1 protein-coding gene is annotated in these 1095 nt (G+C 65.8%); it reads right to left on the minus strand.

Features of this window, described 5'->3' with window-relative positions; translation table 11 throughout:
- The coding region (locus AB0J09_RS65560; protein ID WP_360714693.1) for an IS256 family transposase at positions 1-960 on the minus strand (960 nt) is incomplete at its 3' end.
- Positions 961-1095 lie beyond the last annotated feature (135 nt).

Raw genomic sequence — 1095 nt, forward strand, 5'->3', positions numbered from 1 at the left:
CGCTACGCCTCGGCCGCCGCCCTCCTCGCCTCGACAGACACACCACACGAGCACCCCGACCCAGGAAAACCAGCATGTTGATTCTTGGCGGCCACAGTGCACCACGCACGTCTGGACGACCGCCTGGGGCCAGACGGTCTCGATGGCCTGCGGCAGCCCCTTGAGCCCGTCGCAGACCACCATCAGCGCATCCGCCACGCCGCGGTTCTTGATCTCGGTCAGCACGTGCAGCCAGAACTTCGCGCCCTCGCCGCCGTCGCCGGCCCACAGCCCAAGGATGTCGCGCTCCCCATCCACCGTCACCGCCATCGCCACGTAAATCGGCCGGTTGGCGACCTGGCCCTCGCGCAGCTTCACGTGGATGGCATCGATGAACAAGACCGGGTAGACGGGGTCGAGCGGCCGGTTTTGCCACTCGGCCATCCCGTCCAGCACCTTGTCGGTGATGGTGGAGATGGTCTGCTTGGACACCTGCGCGCCGTACACCTCGGCCAGATGCGCGGAGATCTCCCCGGTGGTCAGGCCCTTGGCGGCCAGCGAGATGACCATCTCGTCGACCCCGGACAGGCGGCGTTGCCGCTTGCGTACGATCTTCGGCTCGAAGCTGCCGTCCCGATCGCGTGGCACGGTGATCTCGACCGGCCCGACGTCGGTGATGACGGTCTTGGAGCGGGCGCCGTTACGGCTGTTGCCTGTCTCGCTTGCACCGCGTTCGTGCTTGTCATAGCCGAGATGGTCGGTGATCTCGCCTTCCAGCGCGGACTCCAGCACCAGCTTGGTCAGCCGGCCGAGCAGTCCGTTCTCGCCCACCAGTTCCACGCCCTCGGCACGGGCCTGGTCGACCAGCCGGGCCACCAGCTCCCGATCCGAATCCTTGGCGTTGCTCTCCTTGGGCTGCTTGCGGGCCACGCTGGCGTCCTCCAGGTCGATCTCCGTCGATGCCTGGATCACAGTACTCATCAGGTGCGTTCTCCTTGATCAGGAGTTACACCACTGACTGGGCTCTGGCGCACTTTCGGTGGTGACGGAACGTGATTGTTCGTGTCGGTACATGGCTATCTCGGGGTGCTGTGTCAGCGTGACGCCGGTGTGACG

Source organism: Nonomuraea sp. NPDC049784 (assembly GCF_040659615.1).
In the GTDB taxonomy this organism is placed as follows: domain Bacteria; phylum Actinomycetota; class Actinomycetes; order Streptosporangiales; family Streptosporangiaceae; genus Nonomuraea.